The sequence below is a fragment of the Halovenus amylolytica genome (genome assembly GCA_004015825.1).
GTDB lineage: Archaea > Halobacteriota > Halobacteria > Halobacteriales > Haloarculaceae > Halovenus > Halovenus amylolytica.
Window position 1 is genome coordinate 1 of the sequence record SAYS01000014.1, and the last position, 16,912, is coordinate 16,912.

At 60.2% G+C, this 16,912-nt stretch carries 17 protein-coding genes; 11 read left to right on the forward strand and 6 right to left on the reverse strand.

Annotated features, from left to right (window positions below):
- From EOW68_RS11350 to glmM, 3 genes are all read left to right on the forward strand, one after another.
- On the forward strand, positions 1 to 370 hold a 370-nt coding region (locus tag EOW68_RS11350), incomplete at its 5' end, for a SufD family Fe-S cluster assembly protein (protein ID WP_431358886.1).
- 16 nt (positions 371 to 386) lie between these two features.
- Positions 387 to 1,598 (forward strand): Fe-S cluster assembly protein SufD, encoded by a 1,212-nt coding sequence (sufD, locus tag EOW68_RS11355; RefSeq protein WP_128225280.1) that lies wholly within the window; start codon positions 387 to 389, stop codon positions 1,596 to 1,598.
- Between the two features lie 530 nt (positions 1,599 to 2,128).
- Positions 2,129 to 3,445: a phosphoglucosamine mutase gene (glmM, locus tag EOW68_RS11360; protein ID WP_128225281.1), complete on the forward strand. Its 1,317-nt coding sequence runs from the start codon at positions 2,129 to 2,131 to the stop codon at positions 3,443 to 3,445.
- 15 nt (positions 3,446 to 3,460) lie between these two features.
- Here glmM and EOW68_RS18710 read toward each other — a convergent pair whose 3' ends face one another.
- The 3 genes from EOW68_RS18710 to EOW68_RS11370 all read right to left on the reverse strand — a co-directional run bounded on the left by EOW68_RS18710 (position 3,461) and on the right by EOW68_RS11370 (position 6,430).
- Positions 3,461 to 3,619 carry a DUF7563 family protein gene (locus EOW68_RS18710; protein WP_431358887.1) on the reverse strand — a complete coding sequence of 53 codons (159 nt, stop codon included), beginning with the start codon at positions 3,617 to 3,619 and terminating at the stop codon, positions 3,461 to 3,463.
- A 63-nt stretch (positions 3,620 to 3,682) separates the two neighbouring features.
- A complete protein-coding gene (locus EOW68_RS11365; RefSeq protein ID WP_128225282.1) occupies positions 3,683 to 4,261 on the reverse strand; it encodes a DUF7090 family protein in 579 nt (192 codons plus the stop codon).
- Between the two features lie 27 nt (positions 4,262 to 4,288).
- Positions 4,289 to 6,430 carry a restriction endonuclease gene (locus tag EOW68_RS11370; protein WP_128225283.1) on the reverse strand — a complete coding sequence of 714 codons (2,142 nt, stop codon included), beginning with the start codon at positions 6,428 to 6,430 and terminating at the stop codon, positions 4,289 to 4,291.
- 119 nt (positions 6,431 to 6,549) lie between these two features.
- Between EOW68_RS11370 and EOW68_RS18715 the strand changes: the two genes are divergently transcribed.
- From EOW68_RS18715 to nucS, 3 genes are all read left to right on the forward strand, one after another.
- Positions 6,550 to 6,720 carry a DUF7535 family protein gene (locus tag EOW68_RS18715; protein WP_431358888.1) on the forward strand — a complete coding sequence of 57 codons (171 nt, stop codon included), beginning with the start codon at positions 6,550 to 6,552 and terminating at the stop codon, positions 6,718 to 6,720.
- 105 nt (positions 6,721 to 6,825) lie between these two features.
- On the forward strand, positions 6,826 to 7,299 hold the full coding sequence (locus EOW68_RS11375; RefSeq protein WP_128225284.1) for a hypothetical protein: 474 nt from the start codon (positions 6,826 to 6,828) through the stop codon (positions 7,297 to 7,299).
- A gap of 57 nt (positions 7,300 to 7,356) precedes the next feature.
- Entirely contained in the window at positions 7,357 to 8,097 is a 741-nt protein-coding gene (gene nucS, locus EOW68_RS11380) for an endonuclease NucS (RefSeq protein ID WP_431358889.1), read from the forward strand.
- Positions 8,098 to 8,099: 2 nt separating this feature from the next.
- Here the strand turns inward: nucS and EOW68_RS11385 are convergent, their stop codons facing one another.
- The gene (locus EOW68_RS11385) at positions 8,100 to 8,777 is read right to left on the reverse strand and encodes a hypothetical protein (protein WP_128225285.1); all 678 of its coding nucleotides are present in this window, start codon (positions 8,775 to 8,777) and stop codon (positions 8,100 to 8,102) included.
- A gap of 50 nt (positions 8,778 to 8,827) precedes the next feature.
- On the reverse strand, positions 8,828 to 11,458 hold the full coding sequence (gene mutS / locus EOW68_RS11390; RefSeq protein WP_128225286.1) for a DNA mismatch repair protein MutS: 2,631 nt from the start codon (positions 11,456 to 11,458) through the stop codon (positions 8,828 to 8,830).
- A gap of 125 nt (positions 11,459 to 11,583) precedes the next feature.
- Between mutS and EOW68_RS11395 the strand changes: the two genes are divergently transcribed.
- From EOW68_RS11395 to EOW68_RS11405, 3 genes are all read left to right on the forward strand, one after another.
- Positions 11,584 to 12,381, forward strand: coding sequence for a DUF6612 family protein (locus EOW68_RS11395; protein ID WP_128225287.1), 798 nt, complete (start codon positions 11,584 to 11,586; stop codon positions 12,379 to 12,381).
- Between the two features lie 183 nt (positions 12,382 to 12,564).
- On the forward strand, positions 12,565 to 13,020 hold the full coding sequence (locus EOW68_RS11400) for a DUF5814 domain-containing protein (RefSeq protein ID WP_128225288.1): 456 nt from the start codon (positions 12,565 to 12,567) through the stop codon (positions 13,018 to 13,020).
- 67 nt (positions 13,021 to 13,087) lie between these two features.
- A complete protein-coding gene (locus EOW68_RS11405) occupies positions 13,088 to 13,834 on the forward strand; it encodes a competence/damage-inducible protein A (protein ID WP_128225289.1) in 747 nt (248 codons plus the stop codon).
- 4 nt (positions 13,835 to 13,838) lie between these two features.
- On the opposite strand, the gene EOW68_RS11410 is transcribed toward EOW68_RS11405, so the two are convergent.
- Positions 13,839 to 15,017, reverse strand: coding sequence for a UbiA family prenyltransferase (locus EOW68_RS11410; RefSeq protein ID WP_128225290.1), 1,179 nt, complete (start codon positions 15,015 to 15,017; stop codon positions 13,839 to 13,841).
- Between the two features lie 135 nt (positions 15,018 to 15,152).
- Here EOW68_RS11410 and EOW68_RS11415 point away from each other — a divergent pair, with 135 nt between their 5' ends.
- Positions 15,153 to 16,031, forward strand: a complete 879-nt coding sequence (locus EOW68_RS11415) for a hypothetical protein (protein ID WP_128225291.1) — start codon at positions 15,153 to 15,155, stop codon at positions 16,029 to 16,031.
- Between the two features lie 6 nt (positions 16,032 to 16,037).
- Positions 16,038 to 16,904: a hypothetical protein gene (locus EOW68_RS11420; protein ID WP_128225292.1), complete on the forward strand. Its 867-nt coding sequence runs from the start codon at positions 16,038 to 16,040 to the stop codon at positions 16,902 to 16,904.
- Positions 16,905 to 16,912: the final 8 nt, after the last annotated feature.

Genomic DNA, 16,912 nt, shown 5'->3' on the forward strand with positions numbered 1-16,912 from the left:
GTCCAAGTCCATTTCGAAAGACGGCGGACGGACGAACTACCGTGGGCTGGTGCACATCGCCGACGGCGCGAAAGGCTCCTCGACCGCAGTCGAATGTGACGCCCTGATGTTCGACAACACGTCGACGTCGGACACGATGCCGTACATGGAGATCCAGGAATCGAACGTCGACGTCGCGCACGAGGCGACCGTCGGAAAGATCGGCGACGAAGACGTCTTCTACCTCCAGTCGCGGGGACTGGACGACGACGACGCCAAACAGATGATCGTCGCGGGCTTCATCGAACCGATCACGGAAGAGCTTCCGATCGAGTACGCTGTCGAACTCAACCGGCTGATCGAACTCGAAATGGAGGGTAGTCTCGGATAATCCCCGAGGTGATATCATGAGTACGCAGGTACACGCAAATCTGACAGCGGAACAGGTAACGGAGATCAGCGAATCGCTCGACGAGCCGGAGTGGCTCCTCGAGACACGCCTCGACGCGCTCGACGCGCTCGGCGACCTCGACATGCCGTCGGTCATCCGGACGCCCGGTCGTGACTGGACGAACCTCGACGCGCTCGAATACGAGAGCTTCGTCGACCCACTCGACTGGGCCCAGGAGAAAGACCGCGTCGACGCAGAGGGCGTCGACGTGCTCGGCTGGGAAGAGGCACTCAACGAGCACGGCGATCTGATCGAAGACCACTTCGGCAGCGTCGTCGACCCACAGCGAGATTATCTGACCGCGCTCTCGACAGCGCTGTTCAGTGCCGGCACCGTCGTCTACGTGCCAGAAGGAGTCGCCGCCGAGGACGTCAAAATCCGGACGCGGATGAACTCCCAGTCGCTGTTCAACTACACGCTCGTCATCGCGGAGGAATCCGCGAGTGTGACGATTCTGGAGCGGCAAGCCACCGGGGATGAGATCGACGGGAACCGCTACTACAGCGGTGTCGTCGAGGCCGTCGCCGGAGAGAACGCCAGCATCCAGTACGGTGCGCTCCAGGATCTCTCCGAGGAGACGTACAACTACCAGGTCAAACGCGGCCACGCCGACACCTACGCCCAGATCAACTGGATCGACGGCAACATCGGCACGCGCCTGACGAAAAGCTCCGTCGAGACACGACTGCTCGGCGACGGCAGCGAGTCCCGAATCGTCGGTGCTTTCTTCGGTCACAACGACCAGCACTTCGACATCGCCAGCCGTGTCTGGCACGAGGCCGAACACACGACGGCAGATCTCGTCACCCGAGGCGTCCTCGACGACGCCGCACGCTCGGTCTACGAGGGTGTGCAGGATGTCGGGACCGAAGCCTGGGACACCAACTCCTACCAGCGTGAGAACACGCTGATGCTCTCCGACGAGAGCGAGGCCGACGCATCCCCGAAACTGATCATCAACAACCACGACACCGAAGCGAGTCACTCCGCGACGGTCGGACAGGTCGATGCAGAGGAACTCCTCTACATGACCTCGCGTGGGATCGGCGAGCAGCAGGCGACCGACATGCTCGTGGAAGGCTTCTTCGTGCCCGTGCTCGAAGAGGTCGAAGTCGACGAACTCCGCGAGGATCTGCAGGAGAAGATCGCGGCCCGACTCCGCCAGTAAGACGTTTTTGCGGGATTTTTTGAGATTAAGTCTTGAGTGGTATCTGATTAGCTTGAGGCGTTCTTCGTAGCATGCAAAACAGCAAGAAAGCCCCGAGCTTCTGAACTCGGGGGCACCGATAGACTCGCTTCGCTCGTCTATCGAGGTCACGCTCACTATCGTTCGCGTGACACTCGTTGCGCGCTTCGCTCACTCTGTTCGCTCCAGTGCTTACGTCGTCCACCTTCGTTCAGAATCTCGCCCCTTTCAGTCCCGCCCGGTGTTGTTTTCCAGGCCAGGCGGGACTGAAAGGGGCCGTCCGTTCGCCGAGTGAGACGACGTAAGGACCGCAACGTAGTGAGGACCGCAGCGAGTCGTAACCGGCAAACGGACGGGGGCTTTCTTGCTGTATAGAGCGGTTGCAACACTTCTATTCCCCGATAAGTATTTTCTAGCCCCTCCAGAAGATACGATACATCACCCCAATCCAGCTATACAGATTCCAGGGTACACTCCACGTACTTTTTATCCTCCCCCTCGTCAGACCGCGTATGTTCGGGACGAGCGGCATCCGGGGACCAGTCGGCGAAGAAGTGACCGCAGCGCTTGCTCTGTCGGTAGGCCGTGCACTCGGTGTCGAGACAGACCGCGTCGTCGTGGGCAGAGATCCACGCGAGAGCGGAGAGACACTCCAGGATGCACTCACAGCAGGATTGCGGGAATCCGGAACGGACGTCGTCGATCTCGGAGTCGCAGCGACACCGACGATCGCCCGCAGCGTCGCCTGGGAGAACGCGGATGCTGGCGTCGCGATCACCGCCTCACACAACCCACCAGAAGACAACGGGATCAAACTCTGGCAGCCGAGCGGACAGGCCTTCGACGAATCCCGACGGGAGCGAATCACGGCCCGTATCGAGAACGAAGAAACCGATCTCGCCGACTGGGACGCGTTCGGCAGCAAAGTGACGGCAGACCACACGAGCAGCCACGCAGAGACACTGGTCGAAGCCGTGGAGATAGAGCAACCCCTCTCTGTGGTTGTCGACGTCGGAAACGGTGCGGGGAGCGTTACGGCCGAGGCGCTCGACGAACTCGGCTGTGATGTGGAGACACTGAACGCCCAGGAAGACGGCTCGTTCCCCGGGCGGCCAAGCGAGCCAACTGCCGACAACTGCCAGTCGCTCGCAGCACTGGTGGGCTCGACGGACGCTGATCTCGGTATTGCCCACGACGGCGACGCAGATCGGATGCGGGCTGTGACTGCCGACGGTGCGTTTCTCTCTGGAGACGTGATACTGGCACTGCTGGGTCGTGAGGCAGCATCAGCGGGCGAGAAAGTGGCTGTCCCGGTCGATACGAGTCTCGCTGTGGAGGATCACCTCGCCGAGGCGGACATCGAAACCACACGAACACCTGTCGGTGACGTCTACGTGGCGGAGGCCGCGAGCGAGTCAGGTGTCGCATTCGGTGGCGAACCGAGCGGGGCCTGGATCTGGCCCGAGGAAACGCTCTGTCCGGATGGCCCGCTTGCGGCCTGTAAACTGGCGGCGCTCGCGTCACAGATACCGCTCGCCGACAGACAGGCAGCCGTGAAACAGTATCCGATCCGACGAGATAGTGTCGAAGTCGACGACAAAGCGGCGGTGATGGCGGCGATTTCGGATCGTGTCGAGTCAGAGTACGACGACGTTTCGACACTGGATGGCATCCGTGTCGATCTGGCTGCGGGGTGGTTCTTGCTCCGGGCGAGTGGAACCCAGCCCCTGGTTCGGGTAACCGCCGAGGCTCGAACAGAAGACGAGCTAGCGGAGACGTACGAACGCGCAAAAGGGCTGCTGACTGAAGCGCGAGCCACTGTCGAGTAAACAGAGCAGAGAATACTAGCCGCGGCGGGTCGACCGGGCCTGGCGAACGTCAGCCCCGTCACGGATCTTGTCCTCACACTGAGGGCAAACTCTCGGTTTGTCGACTCCGTTTGGCGTGAACACCCGTGCATAATCCGTCGTTACGAAGGCACCGCAGTTCTGACATTCCGGCATACAGATTATGATGTACGGCTGGTACGTAATAACTGTTGGTGATCTGATTAACCGAGTGACAGATCAGACCGTTGCAGTGACTGTTCCGTCCTCGGCAAGATCGATCACACCGTCGAACATCTCACGGAACTCGTCGCGGAGCTGTTCGTCGTGGACACCACGGGCGAGATGGAAGAGCCCGACGGCGTCGTACTCGTCGAGCAGATCGAGAATCTGACTGACTGCTTCCTTGGCACTTTCCTCGTCGGCGTAGTAGATCATCTCCGTGATGGAGTCGAGACTGATCCGGAGCTTTCCGTCGTGTGTATCCAGAAACTCGCGGGTCTCTTCGACGACGGCGTTCAGATCTTCCGGCGTCGAGACGTATCGGACGTGGTCGCTCTGTCGACGCGTGTAGCCACGTTCGGCCGACAGCGTATCGAGAATCGTCGCGCTGTCCTCGTCGACCTCGTAGTGTTCGAGTTTCTGTTCGACCTCGCGGGCTGTCGTCCGTGTCGAAATAACCAGTGAGTGGTCGGTATCTGTTTTGAGAAACTGGGTATCGATCCGGTCTGTTTCGCCGATACTCGGGTGTAACAACAGGAGGCCAGTGCCACCGGGAATCGACTCCGGCGTGTTGTCGATCGACAGCGTGTACTGCATGTACCCAGATAGCCGGCTGCAAGGGTCTTAAGCCTGCGGGCTTTCGCCTTCGGCCATCTCGACGAGGCGGGACTGGAGCCCGGACTGGCGAACCTGCTCACCGAAGGCCGGAGCGCCAACGAGCGTGAGATCGTGGTTTTCCGCACGGTGTTTCGCTGCAGAGCTTGGTGCAGTGGCGGTCACGACGACAGCGCTATCTGCCTGGCTGCTTTCGAGTGTCGCCGCACACTGCTTGAACTGGGTTCCCGGGATGTCGCCACCGCCGGTGTCCGCCCAGATGAGCTGTCGTCGATCCGGCTCGTTTTTGATCGCCACGACGTCGTAGACTGTATCACTCGCGCCGGTAAACACCGTCGTCATCCAGCCCTCTGCCTGCCAGACTGCCGCAACGAGATCTGCGAGCTGTTTCCGGTCGAGACTGGCTAACTGCTGTTCGAGTGTCTCCGCTGGTTCGGCTGACGGAGCCGCTTCTGAGTCTGTGGCAGTCCGGTCGTCGGGAGCTGAGGTGCCATCCGATGGTACCGCGTCGGTGTCTTGTTCATCCGCTGGCGAAGCATCTGTCGCTGGGACGCCCTCGTCGTCACCTCCGAATGGCTGTCCGTCAGTCCGTTTCTGTGCCTGGATGCTGTCGAGCACCGACGTTTCCGACCGTTCGTCTCTGGCAGGTGAACTCGCTGACCGCCGACTGTGTGACTCGCTGGCTGTCGAATGGGTCCCTGGCATCGGTTCCGAATCACTCGCCGAACTGTTGTGAAAGTCGAGCCCCTCGATCCCGTCGTGCTCGGTGGCATCGACCTCGGGACTGGTCTCGGCTTCGTTGTCCACTGGCTCTGTCGGGTCGTAACTGATCGGATTGTCGGGAACACGATCGGTCGGGACCTCGCCGTCGAGACGACTGGACGTCGCATCGATACCGGCTTCGATCGCGTCGACCTGGCCCGGTCTGAGCTCCCGTGCGAGCTGGTGGGCCTGCTCGTACTGGTGTTTTGCACGTTCGTAAACCTGTTCTGACTGGTGGGCTCTCTCTTGCACGGCGAGTTTGTCGCCGGATTCGAGCCACCTGCGACCTGCCTCCATGTGGTCGCTGATCGCGTCGTCGACGATCTCGACGGTCTGTTCACGGATGAGTTCCCGGTCGGCGACGAACCCCCGCTCCGCCGATGGCCAGTCGATACCGAGCAGTTCCCGGTAGCCCTCGTGGGCCTGCCCCCACTCTTTGGCCGCTTCCTCGGGGTCGGCTACGGCGTGTGCGTGCCGGCGTTTGCTGTCTGCATCCACGAGTGGGGCCACTTTCAGGATTTCACGTTCGTTTCGGGCCCCGCGTAGCCTGGCAGTCAGGGCGCTGTCAGTCGGATTCGAACCATCGATCACCAACGCCTTCTCGTAGCCTTCGATCGCCAGATCGTAGGCGGCTGCTGCCGTTTCGTAGTCGTCGACACGCCAGTTGTCCTGTGCCCGTGCGTGTTCCCGGGCAGCGCCGGCGGCTCGGACTTCTCGCTCGATATCGACGAGCTGTCGCCAGAGTGTTTCTGCCCGCTCGTCGATCCGGTTTCTGGCAGCCGTCCCGAGTTCTGCGATCCGATTTCTGGCAGTCTTGATCGTCTCCTCGCCCGACGCGATCTGGTCGTCGGCAACGTCGTGGTTCCCATCGTCGAGTGCTCCGCGAGCTTCGGTCAGCGCCTCCTCTAATTCGTCGAGGAGACGACCTGCGTTCGCCCAGATCTGCGCGGCCTCTTCGATGTACGTTGCGACAGGGGAGGGATCACCGCGACACGGGAACGCCCAGATCTCGTCTGCCAGCGTCTCCACGGTCAGCGTGCTCGTACGGAACCGACCACTCCCGACACGGGCTTCGACGACCTCGGAGAGATCGACAGCGAGCATCCGATCACCACCGCTCTGTCCGGCAACGAACAGGATTCGAAGATCGGTCACCATCGCGAGCGTCTGGTAATCGTCGTCCGGTTCGAGGGATCGCATCTCGTCTCCCGCCTCGATCTGCAGCCCGGATTTTTTGTTGCGGAGGGCGTATTTGGGCTGTTCGTCCCCCTGGAGATAGCTCTCCAGTGGATCGCCATCGAGATACGTGTCCCCAAGGAGGCCACTGGACCCGGTGGTTGTCAGTACTTCGTGTTTGCTGCCATCGGTTAAATCGATAATTCCTCCCATACCCTGACTGAACTGTTCGAATCTATTCCGCCACCGAACGTAAATATACGGAATCCTGTTGGATAACAGATATATCTGAAGACGACACGCTCTTTTCCCGGGCACGAGTAGAGACAGCTATGACGGATACGGTAACCCCGGAACGTGAATTTGGTAACAAGGGTGGAATGAGTATGGTCGGGTGGACGATAGCTATCCTGATCGGACTGTTGTTCCTGCCCGTATTACCATTTGTTCTGCTCGTTCTCGTGATTCTACGGCTAGCTGGCTACGGTGAAATCCCGTCGTAGCCACGGACAGTTTACACTCTGTCTCGCTACCACCCTAGGCTTTTCTACGAACACGCGACCAGTTGTTCGGGATGCCCGCATTCAGCCGACTGGACGGTGATAGCGGTGGGTGAGCGAGCACTCGCGGCCTGTCCGGTCGCCGATGGAACCTCGACGACGTTCGAGTGGTACACTGCGCAGTGGGCCGCAACTCGGGAAGCAGTCCGCGACGTGTTCGATCAATCCTCGGACGCACTCTCTCGGTACGACTGGCAGTATCAACGACGAGAGGAGTGGTCGACGATGATCGATACGCTCGATTACTTGCAGTTCGAGGCGCTGTACCGAATCTCGTGCTCCGGGGTGCAGGTGTATCTCCCGCTGTGGCTGGGGTTCGGCCCGGACGACCGGACAGCGCCATCGACTGGGACCCTCCTCGAAACGCACTCCGAAACCGAGTTCGAGCTGGTGAGAGAGCAAAGCCAGCGATTGAAAACAACGCTCGGGAAGGCAGTCGAAGCGGAGGCGATCAGTCCCGACGCAGCACGGAACATCCTGCTGTCGGTGCTGTCCTCTCGACTCTGCCAGTACCCGAACTAACAGACAGAGACCGGTAAAACCGCCAGACACATGTAGACTCACGCCACAGTTCTCACTGTGAACGACCAGGGATTGCTCGCCCGGAGTTACCCGACGGCCGAGGGGGCACTCGACCTGCTGGAGACGGGGTTCGACCGCGACTATCTGGTCGTCCTCCTCGGACGCTGTCGGGTCGAGTACGACGGGCGAGCGGCAAGTTCCCTCGACGCTGGCAACCGGCTGGTGGTCACGAAACCCGACGGATCGATCCTCGTCCACACCGAGACTGGTCAGCAGCCGGTCAACTGGCAGCCACCCGGCTGTACCCACGAGGGGCGCATCGAGGGCGGAGAACTCGTCCTCGAAAGCCAGCGGTCGACACCGGACGAGGAGCTGATCGTCAGATTCGAGCGAATCGATCACGCTACCGCCTACGATGGCACCGGAGCTAGTGACGTCACGGTGAGCGGAACGGAGGCCGATCTCAAAGAGCGGATTCTGGCGGAGCCGTCACTGATCGAGCCGGGCTTCGAACCGCGGGTAACCGAACGCGACACACCAGCCGGCGCGATCGATATCTACGGCCGGGACTCGGCGGGTAACGCCGTCGCCGTCGAACTCAAGCGACGACGTGTCGGTCCGGATGCAGTCAGCCAGCTCAACCGGTACGTAGAGACACTCGACGACGAACTCCACGCCGGGATGGAACTGCGTGGCATCCTCGTCGCACCGTCGGTCACCGACCGCGCCGAGCAGTTGCTCCACAAACGGGGTCTGGAGTTCGTCTCACTGTCCCCCACAGCCGACGAATCCAGCTAGAATCAGGCTGTCTGCTTCTGTCCGGCCAGGCTCTCGATCCGGTGGGCAATAGCCAGGCTCACGTCTGCGATGGTTTCGAGTTCGGACGGTGACAGCCGCGTAAACGGGATCTCGTACTCGACGCCATCACCCGTTATCGTGAACGTTCCCGGTGTCTCTACCGCCATCAGCTGTGACTGGATCTCGGGTGTCAGAAGCTGTGAGACGTTTTCTCTCGTCCCCCGGATGACAAACGAGTTGTCGAGGTGGTCGTTGCCGGTCTGCAGCCCAGCTTCGGTACCGCCGTCTTCGACGCAGGAGAGCTGAATCGTAAACGAGGCACTGACGCCTTCGATCGGCGTCCGAAGCTCCAGATGCGTCTGTGAGAGCATATCCGGAATACTCGTCACAGCGACGACGGAACGGCCGCCTTTCAGCGATTCGAGATCGGCCAGCCGCGTGCTCGTATCCGGCTGAAATGAAGAGCCAGAGACCATCTGGTTCCACTGATAGCGGTCGTACAGCGCGATAACGACCAGTCCCGCAATCCAGAGCCCACTTACAGTGAGAAAGACGACGGGCTGAAACATCCCGCCCACGATGGGCTGGAGAAACTGGATGATGGCACCCACAGCAAGCGCAAACACTGTCCACATTGCCTGAAGCATCTGTGTGCCAGTGTACCGACGCCTGTCTCCCATCGTTGAACTCTCTGGTAGCCAGTGTCTAAAAATGACCGGTGTCGTGTTAGTTAACGGTCAGTTTCCGCTTCGAGTTGCCGTTTGACAGTGGCGAGGATGTTCATCGCCTCCAGCGGTGTCATCGTCGCGATATCGGCATCGAGTAGTTGCTCCCGGATCGTCGAATCTGCTCCAGCGTCACGTGCGTCAGTGGGTGCGCTGGCAGTCCCGTGACCGTTCGTCTGCCGCCGGCGGGCAGTTGCCGGTGTCTCGTCCGTGTGGGAGCCGAGCAGTTCCCGGGCGCGGTCGACGACGGTGGCGTCGATTCCGGCCGTCGCTGCGACCTCGACACCGTAGGAGGCATCCGCAGTGCCGCGTTCGAGTTCGTGCTCGAAGACGACGCCCTCGTCGGTCTGACGCGTCCGGAAGAAGACGTTGTAGGCGGCATCGAGACCTTCTGCGACAGCTGTAAGGTCGTGGTGGTGAGTCGCAAACAGGGTCAACGCACCGACTTCGTCGTGGAGATGTTCGGTCACAGCCTGAGCAATCGCGAAGCCGTCTGTCGTACTGGTGCCGCGACCGACCTCGTCCAGCAGGACCAGGGACTGTTCGGTGGCGTGGTCGAGGATGTCGGCCAGTTCTGTCATCTCCACCATGAACGTTGACCGCCCGCCGGCGATATCGTCGCTCGCGCCGACTCTGGTGAAAACCCGGTCGACGATCTCGATCCGGGCCTGGGCGGCGGGAACGAAACTCCCGATCTGTGCCAGGATGACGATCAGTGCAACCTGGCGCATGTACGTCGATTTCCCGCTCATATTCGGCCCCGTGATGACGGCGACACGGTTCGAAGCGTCGAAACTCGTGTCGTTGGGAACGAACGACTGCTGGGTTCGTTCGACGACCGGATGGCGGCCAGCCTCGATGTGTATTCCGTCGACTGCCGGATCGTCAGCGCTGGCGACGACCGGCCTGCTGTACTCGTACTCTGCGGCGACCGTCCCGAGAGAAACGAGCACGTCGAGTTCAGCGAGCGTCTCCGCGAGGTTCTGGATGCGTTCGGATTCGGCGGCGACCGTTCCCCGGACCTCACAGAACAGTTCGTATTCGAGTTCGTCGGCACTGTGTTCGGCCCGCATGATCTCGTCTTCCCGGGATTTGAGTTCGGGCGTGTAGTACCGTTCCGAGTTTTTCAGCGTCTGGCGACGCTCGTAGTCGTCGGGAACTTTGTCCGCGTTGGCGTCGGTCACCTCGATATAGTAGCCGTGTACCGAGTTGTGGCCCACTTTCAGCGAGTCGACCCCGGTTCGCTCGCGTTCGCTCGCTTCGAGGTCGTCGATCCACGCTTTCCCCTCGCGTTCGGTCTCCCGCAGGGTCGCGAGTTCGTCGTCGTAGCTCGGTTCGATCAATCCGCCGTCGGTTATCTCCCGGGCTGGATCTTCCTGGATCGCCTCCCCGATCAGGGTGCGGATGTCGTCCAGCGGGTCGAGATTCTCCCGGACCGATCGGAGTTTCTGACACTGTGCATCTCCGAGTTGCTCCCGCAGTGGCGGGACGAGATCGAGGGTGGCTTTCAGAGAGCGCAGATCCCGAGCGTTCGCCCGACCGCGAGCGATCCGGGAGATGAGACGTTCGATATCGTAGACGTCCCGGAGCAGTTCGTGGAGTTTCTCTCTGGTCTGGACAGTCGACAGTAGTTCACCGACGGCGTCGTGCCGGGCTTCGATCGTCTCCGGATCGATCAGCGGGCGGCGAAGCCAGTCGTCGAGCTTTCGCCGGCCGAGTGCCGAGGCTGTCTCGTCGAGTACGCCCGCGAGCGTGGCACCTTCGTGGCCGTGCACCGTCCGGCGCTCGAACAGTTCGAGACTCTCCAGTGCGACCGCATCCAGCAGCATGTACTCCCTGGGGTCGTACCGCGTCAGGTGATTGATGTACTCCAGTCGGCTCTCGGTCCCGCCGCGGGTGTACTCGGCGTACGAGAGCAAGGCTCCACAGGCCCGGATTTCGGCATCGGTCGCGAGCAGTCGCTCCGGTGCCGGGAAGTATCGCTCGACAGTTTCGCTCGCCGCCGCGAACTCGAAGGCATCGGTGTCGTACTCGCTCCGAGTGAACCCCTCGACGAGACGCTCCGGTACGTCGCCGTCGGTGAGCACCTCCGCGGGATCGAACCGACCGAGTTCGTCGGCGATCGTCTCCGCCGAGTTCGCGCTGGTCGCGTAGAAATCACCGGTCGAGACGTCGAGCACACTGCAGGCGACGGCATCATCGACAGCCACAGCAGCGACGTAGTTGTTGCGATCGGTGTCGAGGAGTTCGTCTTCGGTGAGTGTCCCGGGCGTGATGATCCGGGTGACTGCTCTGTCGACGACGCCGGTCGTCGCTTCGGGATCTTCGACCTGATCTGCGATGGCGACCCGATAACCAGCATTGAGCAGTCGTTCGATGTACGATTCCGCGTTGTCGATCGGAATGCCCGCCATCGCGTACTCGCCTGTCGAATCCTCTCGCTTCGTCAGTGTGATCTCACACTTGCGAGCGACTGTCTCCGCTGCGTCACAGAAGGCCTCGTAGAAGTCTCCAACCTGGAACAGGAGGAGTGCGTCGTCGTACTGCTCACAGAGTTCGAAATACTGGGACATCATCGGCGTCAGCTCCTCGCGCCGGTCGGCCATCTTCTGGGGTGGGCCCAGCGCCGCGTCCATAGATAACGGGCCGGCTTCTGGCGACTAATACCTTTCATCTCCGGGTCGATCCGGGAACAGATCTGACCGTTTCTGGTCGTGAAACTGAAGGGGAGTTTTTATTGTGAAATACCGGTTGCGTCTAGATGATGAACGGGAACAAACGGACACTACTGATAACCGCAGTCCTCGGAGTGACACTCCTGCTCGCTGGCTGTACGTCGGCGATCACTGGTGACTCGGACGGATCAGATGCCCTCCCCGACAACATGACTGCTGACGAGCTGCAAGAGAAGGCAGTCAGTGCGTCGGAAGATGTCGAGTCAGCGACGTTCACGATGGATATGTCGATGGATCTCGGTGACCAGGGCTCCGCAGAAATGAGCACGGATGGCGCGATGGATATGGCCGCCGAGAAGATGCGAATGGAGATGGAGATGGATACGATGGGCCAGGGCTTCGACATTACACAGTATGTCGTCGGTGAAACGATCTACCAGCAGATGGATGGCGGCTGGCAAAAGCAGAGTGTCCCGGGGTTCTGGGACCAGTCACAGTACGCCCAGCAACAGGAGGCCCTCGAATCCGCGACGGAGTTCGAGGTGACGGAGCAGACGACGGTCAACGGTAACGATGTCTACAAGATGGAGATCGACGTCGACGAAGAGCAACTCCTGGAAACCGTCCAGCAGCAGGGCAATCAGCAAGGAATGGGGAGTCTCTACGAGAATGCCGATATCTCCAACGTCGAGATGACACAGTACATCGATACAGACACCTACCAGATTCGCCAGGTCGAGATGTCGATGGATATGTCGATGATGGGTGAGGATGCCACGATGAATATGACGATGACCTACGACAGCATCAACGAACCTGTCGATATCACACTCCCCGAAGAAGCTGAAGGCGCATCGAGCGCCGGGAGCGGAACGAACTACTGACAGTGTTTGTTGCGAGTCTTTACCGCGACGGTGCAACAAGATATCTGTCACACGGCGTGAAACACCGATATCTGTGACGTGGTTACAAAAATTACCGCAACAAACACTATGACGTAGACGGAGTAATTCGCTGCAGGTGAAACACGCTACTTTTGACGGGCTGGCCCCTAGAGGAGCGTAACTGTGGCTATTACCGACAAGATCTACATCAAAAACCACCGCCAGTTAGTCTCCCAGATGGAGACCTCCTTTCCCAAAGGCGCGTTCTCGGGGGCGACGATGGATATCCTCTATCAGGGCGAGGGACTGGCCGAACTCAACGACGCGACCAGAGACCGGATTCTGGATTTCGCAGAGGACTTTCTGGACTGTGACTGTGAGTCGAACCCCCACTGTGGCTGTCCGGAGCGGAAGTTCACCAGATATCTCCTCGAACTCCGCGAGCAAGGACTCGGCCCCGATGCGATCGTCGACGTGATGGGCGACGAATACATGCTGTACGCCTACTCTGGAGACATTCTCTCATTTCTCGATAGCGGGGTTCGAACGCTCGAAGCCGCAGAGACGCTCGCCGACGTCGATGGGCGTCCAGAGGCCGAGCGACAGATTCGGGAGACCCGCGAGAACCTCGTCCGGTAAGCGACAGACTCGGGACCGGGAGCCGGGACCACATACCCTATTGTCGTCAACGGCCTACCGAGTGACAATGGAAGTTGCACTGATCACAGTCGGGGACGAGCTGCTGGCTGGTGACACGGTAAACAGCAACGCGAACTGGCTCGCCACACAGCTCACAGAGCGCGGGGTTACTGTCACACGGATCCTCTCGGTTCCCGACGATGTGGCGACGATCGCCGATCGGGTCACAGCCTACAGCGATACCTTCGATGCGGTGATCGTCACCGGCGGAATCGGGGGGACGCCCGACGACGTGACGATGGAAGCCGTCGCGGAGGCATTCGACCGCGAGATGGTCGTCAGGGAGGCGACACTCGAAGATGTCCAGCAGACGATCGCGGCCTACAAAGAGGCACGCCCGGAGCTAGATATCGAGCTGGATGTCGAGCTGGAGGCGTCGATCCCGGAGGGGAGTCGCCCGCTGCTCAACGACGAGGGACTCGCGCCGGGTTGTGTCATCGAGAACGTCTACGTCTTGCCCGGAATCCCGGGGGAGTTGAAAGCGATGTTCGAAAGCGTCAGCGAGGAGTTTTCGGGGGATAGTGTCTCGGAGTTTCTGTACACAGTCGAGCCGGAGGCGAACATCATCTGGGCGCTGGACGACGTTATGGCGCAGTTCGACGTTGTCGTCGGCTGTTATCCCGACCGTGAGAAGCAACACAACAGACTGAAACTCACCGCAACAGATCGAGAGAGTCTCGAAGCCGCGACAGCGTGGCTCCTGGAGAACGTCAACGCGAGTGAAACACCGGTCTCGCGGGACTGGGACGCCTGAGCAGTCATTCAGCCGGTCTGGATTCGGCCGAGGCACTCCGCAACGCTTCGTGGAGACCGATCACCAGTGCCGGAACGACGATCATGAAGATGTGTTCTTCGATCGGAATCCCGGCGAGTTCGTAGCCAGTCCGCATCGTGATATCGAAGACGCCGACTTCGAGCGTGTACCAGTCCCAGACGTACGCGAGCGGGTACAGCGCGACGATCGTCCGGGCTGCACTGTAGAATGCATCTGCATACGCCAGCAGTCCGAAGGCGACGGCCCCGAAAAACACCTCCGTCGCGAGGTAGGTGTACTCACCGAGGATGGTGATATCCGGGAGCATCGTCCCCGAGAGCGGGCGAAACCAGACCGCTACCAGCAGGAGGGCCAGAAAGACGTACGCACCGCGGATCAGAAGCATCGTCGCGATCGTCGGCGTGGCCCGGCGCGCGACGAGTACGATCGATCCGAAGGCGATAGCTGCCGCCGGTGTCGACGGTGGAAAGAGGCCACCGAGTGTCCCCCACAGCACGCCGATCATGCCGATCCACAGCAGCGTAGTGGCGAGTGCTCGCGCACGGTGTCGTCCCAGAAACACCGAGACAGTCTGTTTGTCGATGGACTGGTCGTAGTCGTAATCCTGTTCGTCGTCGATGATCTTCACACCGGCGAGCGTTACGAGAAAGATCACAGCAAATCCGGCGATCTCCACGGAGATAGTCGTCGTCTGAACGTAGAACCCACCGAGGATCGCGAGTGCGATTCCAGTCGGATAGCCAAGCGTCGTGGTGATCGGGTTCGTATCCAGCTGTGGCGCGTGCAGATAGCCGATAAACCAGGTCGGCAGTGTGAGGAGTGCAGCACCCGGACCGACGACGACACCCAGCGTTGCGGTACAGAGGACAAACCCGACCGCAGCACCACCCAGCGCAAGTCGACAGCCACGGCTCGTCAGTGGGTGATCGTCGTCCTCACCCCGATGATAGAAGTCGATGTACCCATCTTTGATGTGTGCTGTATACACCGCAAAAAACATCGCAGTCATATGAACCACGCCGACCGTGATTGCGAACTCGCCCGCGACGACGGCACCGAACCACGACGCGGCAAGCGGCGGCAGCATAAACACTGGATGAATCTGGGACAGTAACGCCGACAGATCCGCTCGGAGTCCTCGTTCGTGGCGAGCGATTGCCATGGCTATACATCGGTCTGGCGTGGATTAATACTGTCGACGAAAGAACAAACAGTTGTACCAGCGAAACGATACGATGGCTGTTTCGCACAGCGCTAGTATCAAAATATATCTTCCCGTATCGATTTGGAACTGACAATGCAATCACGCCGCCAGTTTCTCGGGGCCAGCACAGTAGTTGCTTCGCTGGCGCTCGCGGGATGCACTGAGAGTTCCGGATCTGTCTCATCCCGACGGTACGCAGAGCTGACGGCTGGCGCAGCAGAACAGCCCCTCTCTATCCGAGGGTACAGATTTCAGCCACTCCGTGACGTCGCGTTCGAAGATTTCGACACACTCGACACGGTTTTGGGGATCGACGCGACCAACATCGAGGATATCGTTGCTGTTGACCTCTCTCCTGAGACCGCGTCAGAAGACCGATACTGGATATTGCAGGGATCGTTCGAAGGCGAGACGGTCGCGTCGGGATTCGACGGCCCTCTACAGAGGGGACACTACGGGAACTTCGAAACCTTCGAAACGGAGTCGGCAGATTCTTCAGCTCTGTACGGAGTTAACGACGGGACAGTCGTCGTCGCGACCGATCCGAACGACTACGAGCAGGCTATCGACGGCGTACGTGGTGAGATACCGTCGCTCGTCGAGGACTACCGTGAATTCGAAAAGCTTGCCAGGACACTCGGAGATCTCGACTGGGTCACGGTTTCGATCGGAGAGACAGGCGAAAATCTCCCCGGTAACCCGGTCGCAGATGGGCGGGGGGCAGAGGTTCGATCCGGGAAATCCGGTTACAGGGTCGCCGCTGTATACGAAACCGAAGCGGTTGCGAGGGAGTATGAAACAGCCTTCAAAAGGGAGGCGACACGGACGCGGGAGACGATCTGGGATCACAAAACAGCTGTGGACGGGCGTGCAATCGTTCTGACGGCCTCAGTCCCCACAGCGGCACTCGGAGTATCCTCGACCGACCAGGCGACAGGAAGGCAGAATATACTTAACCGAAAAGAAGTGTGAGTAGGTATGCAATCACGACGCGGTTTCCTCGCGGCCAGTACGACACTCTCGGCAGTTGCAATCGCCGGATGTAGCGAAATTCTGGGCGATGGGGATGGCTCGGGAAATGGTGGATCCACTGGTGGACGATACACCGATCTGGTCGCCGAAACTGACGAGCGACCGGTCAGTGCGAATATCCAGAAGATCAGCGCGCTCGCAGCCAACGAAAACTACGCCGGTGTCACGTCCGAAAACGAGTTTCTCGGACTCGGTCCGGACGAAGTCGAGTACGCCCTCAACGTCACCCTCGGGACACCGGGCCTCCAGGGGAACGGCTACGGGATGATCTATGGTCCGTTCGTACTCGACGACGTGCGAGCAGAGATCGAGAGTCAGTTCCAGCAGATTTCGGAGATAGACGCGATCAACGGCTTCGAGACACTGGAGGCGGAGGCCGAGCAGGGAACCTTCTACTACGGAACCAACGACGAGGTGCTGGTGTTCGGGACCGGCCGTGAGCTCTACGAGACTGCGACCGGAATAGAAAGCGGTGATGGCTCGTCGGTATTCGACAGCAACGATACCCTGAACAAACTGGCAGACATCGTCGGCGATCCGACCATCGGGCAGGTACAGCTCGAACCAGAAATGCTACAGACAGATCCGACTGGCAACGCCGTCGCCGGTGCAGCGGGGATCGATCTCGGCGAAGAGGAGTCCGAATACACCTCAGGAATCACCTACGAGACCGAAGCGGAAGCCAGTGAGAACGAATCGGCTGTCGGCGACAGCGTCGTCGAAACCGAGTCTGCGATCGACAGCGTCGAAACGGAAGTCGACGGCCGAACCGTGATCGTCACCGGAACCGCGAGTACTGCCGACCTGGCCTAGACGGCAGA

Excerpts from the sequence above, each read along its gene's own strand:
- sufD (WP_128225280.1), top strand. The coding sequence starts at position 387 with ATGAGTACGCAGGTACACGCAAATCTGACAGCGGAACAGGTAACGGAG.
- glmM (WP_128225281.1), top strand. The coding sequence starts at position 2,129 with ATGTTCGGGACGAGCGGCATCCGGGGACCAGTCGGCGAAGAAGTGACC.
- EOW68_RS18710 (WP_431358887.1), bottom strand. The coding sequence starts at position 3,619 with ATGCCGGAATGTCAGAACTGCGGTGCCTTCGTAACGACGGATTATGCA.
- EOW68_RS11365 (WP_128225282.1), bottom strand. The coding sequence starts at position 4,261 with ATGCAGTACACGCTGTCGATCGACAACACGCCGGAGTCGATTCCCGGT.
- EOW68_RS11370 (WP_128225283.1), bottom strand. The coding sequence starts at position 6,430 with ATGGGAGGAATTATCGATTTAACCGATGGCAGCAAACACGAAGTACTG.
- EOW68_RS18715 (WP_431358888.1), top strand. The coding sequence starts at position 6,550 with ATGACGGATACGGTAACCCCGGAACGTGAATTTGGTAACAAGGGTGGA.
- EOW68_RS11385 (WP_128225285.1), bottom strand. The coding sequence starts at position 8,777 with ATGGGAGACAGGCGTCGGTACACTGGCACACAGATGCTTCAGGCAATG.
- mutS (WP_128225286.1), bottom strand. The coding sequence starts at position 11,458 with ATGGACGCGGCGCTGGGCCCACCCCAGAAGATGGCCGACCGGCGCGAG.
- EOW68_RS11395 (WP_128225287.1), top strand. The coding sequence starts at position 11,584 with ATGATGAACGGGAACAAACGGACACTACTGATAACCGCAGTCCTCGGA.
- EOW68_RS11405 (WP_128225289.1), top strand. The coding sequence starts at position 13,088 with ATGGAAGTTGCACTGATCACAGTCGGGGACGAGCTGCTGGCTGGTGAC.
- EOW68_RS11410 (WP_128225290.1), bottom strand. The coding sequence starts at position 15,017 with ATGGCAATCGCTCGCCACGAACGAGGACTCCGAGCGGATCTGTCGGCG.
- EOW68_RS11415 (WP_128225291.1), top strand. The coding sequence starts at position 15,153 with ATGCAATCACGCCGCCAGTTTCTCGGGGCCAGCACAGTAGTTGCTTCG.
- EOW68_RS11420 (WP_128225292.1), top strand. The coding sequence starts at position 16,038 with ATGCAATCACGACGCGGTTTCCTCGCGGCCAGTACGACACTCTCGGCA.